Annotated in this window: 2 protein-coding genes and 1 pseudogene; 2 read left to right on the top strand and 1 reads right to left on the bottom strand. The window is 68.5% G+C overall.

All coding sequences use genetic code 11. The features are described 5' to 3' along the window. Positions 1 to 356 (bottom strand): annotated as a pseudogene (locus HUK84_RS13295) (ATP-dependent DNA helicase); the annotation flags it as partial. A 131-nt stretch (positions 357 to 487) separates the two neighbouring features. Here HUK84_RS13295 and HUK84_RS13290 point away from each other — a divergent pair. After that, positions 488 to 2,140, top strand: a complete 1,653-nt coding sequence (locus HUK84_RS13290) for a lysine--tRNA ligase (protein ID WP_176640720.1) — start codon at positions 488 to 490, stop codon at positions 2,138 to 2,140. 50 nt (positions 2,141 to 2,190) lie between these two features. Continuing rightward, a partial coding sequence (locus tag HUK84_RS13285) for a lysylphosphatidylglycerol synthase domain-containing protein (protein WP_176640719.1) occupies positions 2,191 to 3,204 on the top strand: 1,014 nt, incomplete at its 3' end.

Here is a 3,204-nt window from a genome sequence, read left to right as displayed (position 1 = left end):
ATATCGGCCAGTTCGGGCAGCAGGTCGGCTTCGCCGGCGCCGATCCGCGCCTCGTCCAGCCCCAGCGCCAGGGCCAGGCCGCGCACGGTCGGCGGAATCGTCCGGCCCGGCAGCACGAACAGGAACAGTTCCAGCAGGTCCAGCCACGGCGGTAAATGTGACGGGGATTGCAGGCGCATGCGTCGCGCGGTCAGGGGCGCATGCACCACCAGCGGCGGCGCCCAGTCGCGCAAGGCGCGCAGCGCGTCCTCGGCCGGCAGGGTCAGCACCTCGCCGTCCGGTGTCAGCAGCGAGCACGATCCGTGACGCGCCACAAGCGCGGGCGGCATGTCCGGTGGGGGGAAAGCGGCGGCCATGACAGGAACATATAGGGGACAACCGGCCGGCTGTCGCCCTCCCGGCGCGCATTTGGCGAATCGGTGCCGGCCGATCTGGTGTATGGTTTGGATTGACCCGTGCCGCTCCAGTTCCTAGCTTCCGCCCCATCATGCCCGAACAGAACCGCCCCGAACAGAACCGCAGCGTCCCCAATTCCCTGCCCAAGGCCTGGCCGTTCGACGAGGCCCGGAAGCTGGCGGCCCATGTCGAGAAAAAGGGCGCCCCGGCCGACGCGCCGGCCCTGCTGGAAACCGGATACGGGCCGTCCGGCCTGCCGCATATCGGCACGTTCGGCGAGGTCGCGCGCACCTCGTGGGTGCGCCAGGCCTATACCAGGCTGACCGGCCGCCCGACCCGGCTGCTGGCCTTTTCGGACGACATGGACGCGCTGCGCAAGGTGCCGGATAACGTGCCCAACGGCGACATGCTGCGCGGACATCTGGGCAAGCCGCTGTCGCGCATCCCCGATCCGTTCGGCACGCATGAATCCTTTGCTGCCCACAACAACGCGCGGCTGCGCGCGTTCCTCGACGGGTTCGGCTTCGCCTACGAATTCGCCTCGTCCACCGACTATTATACCGGCGGCCGCTTCGATGCCGCCCTGCGCCGGGTGCTGGAGGTGCATGACGAAATCGTCGCCGTCATCGCGCCGACCCTGGGTCCGGACCGCAGGGCGACCTATTCCCCGGTGCTGCCGATCCATCCGCGCACCGGCCATGTCATGCAGGTTCGCATGGATGCGATCGACGCGGCCGCCGGGACCGTCCGCTGGACCGACGATGCGGGCGAGACCTTCGAAACCCCGGTGACCGGCGGCCATGCCAAGATGCAGTGGAAGGCCGACTGGGCGATGCGCTGGTACGCGCTGGGCGTCGATTACGAAATGTCCGGCAAGGACCTGATCGACAGCGTCAAGCTCTCGGGCAGGATCTGCCGTATCCTGGGCGGCGAACCGCCCGCCGGCCTGACCTACGAACTCTTCCTCGACGAAAACGGACAGAAGATCTCCAAATCCAAGGGCAACGGCATCTCGGTCGAGGAATGGCTGCGCTATGCCCCGCCGGAAAGCCTGGGTCAGTACATGTTCAACGCCCCGCAGCGGGCGAAGCGCCTGTTCTTCGACGTCATCCCCAAGGCGGCGGACGAATACCTGGCCAACGTCGCCCGTGCCGGGGAAACGCCGGCCGACGACGCGGCCCTGCTGGCCAATCCGGCCTGGTTCATCCATGGCGGCGCCATCGGCGCCGATGACGGCAGCCCGCTGAGCTTCGGCATGCTGTTGAACCTGGCCAGCGTCGCGAATGCCGAAACCGCCGACGTGCTGTGGAAATTCATCCGCCGCTACGACGCCGCGGCATCGCCCGAGACCTGCCCCATGCTGGCGCGGCTGGTGGAACATGCCGTCGTCTACTACGCCGATTTCGTGCGCCCCGCGAAGACCTACCGCGCGCCCGCGCCGCACGAACGCACCGCCCTGGCCGACCTGGCCGAAAGTCTGCGCGGGCTCGAGGACGCGCCCACCGACCCGGACACGCTGCAGAACCTGGTCTTCGAAATCGGCAAGCGCCACGGCTTCGCCGCCCTGCGCGACTGGTTCGGCTGCCTGTACGAGGTCCTGCTGGGCCAGAAAGAGGGACCGCGCTTCGGGATCTTCATCGGATTGTACGGCGTGTCGGAAACCGTGGCGCTGATCGAAACGGCCCTGATCCGCGCCCCCGCCGCGGATGCGGTCGCCGATGCATCCGACGACGCCGCCGGCTGAAGCAGCGGCATCGCCGTCATGACGCTCCCGGACCTGCCCCCCGACTCGCAATGTTCCTGAAGCGGCAGAACACGTCAGGCACGCCCCGTATTCCGCCCGGCTGGCAACGGCTGCTGCGGCATCTGCCCCATGCGCTCGGGCTGGGGCTGATGATCGCCGCCATCCTCGTCGTCCAGCACCAGGTCCGCGACCTGCACTGGGACGACATCCTCGCCGCCCTGCGCACGATACCCACCACCACCCTGGTGCTGGGCGTCGGCTGCACCCTGCTCTCCTATTTCATCCTGTCCTTCTATGACTGCCTGGCGGTGGTCCAGGTGGGGCGGCGCATGTCCTTCCGGCGTACCGCCTTCGCCTCGTTCTGTTCCTACGTCCTGTCGCACAATCTGGGATTCGCCGCGATTTCCGGGGCGGCGGTGCGTTTTCGACTCTACGGCAACTGGGGCCTCGGGACGTTCGACATCGCGCAGATCATCGCGTTCTGCTCGGCCACCTATCTGCTGGGCGCCGGCACGCTGGTCGGCGCGGTCCTGGTGCTGGAACCCGGGGCGATCCCGGTCCTCGGCGCCCGCATCCCGCATGTGGTGCTGTCCGCCGTCGGCGTCGCGATGTGGATCGGGGTGGTGGGCTACATCCTGCTGGGGCTGCGCCTGGCCAGCCTCAGGCTGTGGCGGTACACCGTCGCGCTGCCGCGTCCGGGCATGGCCCTGGCCCAGACCCTGGTCGCCGCGACCGAGGTCGCGGCCACGGCGGGCATCGCCTATATTTTCCTGCCGGGCGGGATCGGGCTGGGATACGGCGTGTTCCTGGCGATCTATATCGCCTCCTACACCGCCGGGCTGGTCGCCAGCGTGCCCGGCGGCCTGGGCGTGTTCGACGGGGCGATGATGCTGGCACTCAGCCCCTATCTGCCGCCGTCGCAGATCGTCAGCACGATCCTGGTCTTCAGGCTGTTCTACTACATCATCCCGCTCTTCCTGGCTGGGCTGATGTTCGCCGGGCACGAACTGTTCCTGCGCGGCGACGCCGTCCTGGCGCGCAAGGACCGGCCGGGCGCCGGCGCG

Origin of the sequence: Nguyenibacter vanlangensis (assembly GCF_013376155.1) — a bacterium.
Classification (GTDB): domain Bacteria; phylum Pseudomonadota; class Alphaproteobacteria; order Acetobacterales; family Acetobacteraceae; genus Gluconacetobacter; species Gluconacetobacter vanlangensis.
Note: the sequence above shows the minus strand (reverse complement) of the source record. Positions and strands in the feature narration are given on the sequence as shown.

Coding starts and splice junctions, on each gene's coding strand:
- HUK84_RS13290 (WP_176640720.1), top strand. CDS start 488: ATGCCCGAACAGAACCGCCCCGAACAGAACCGCAGCGTCCCCAATTCC.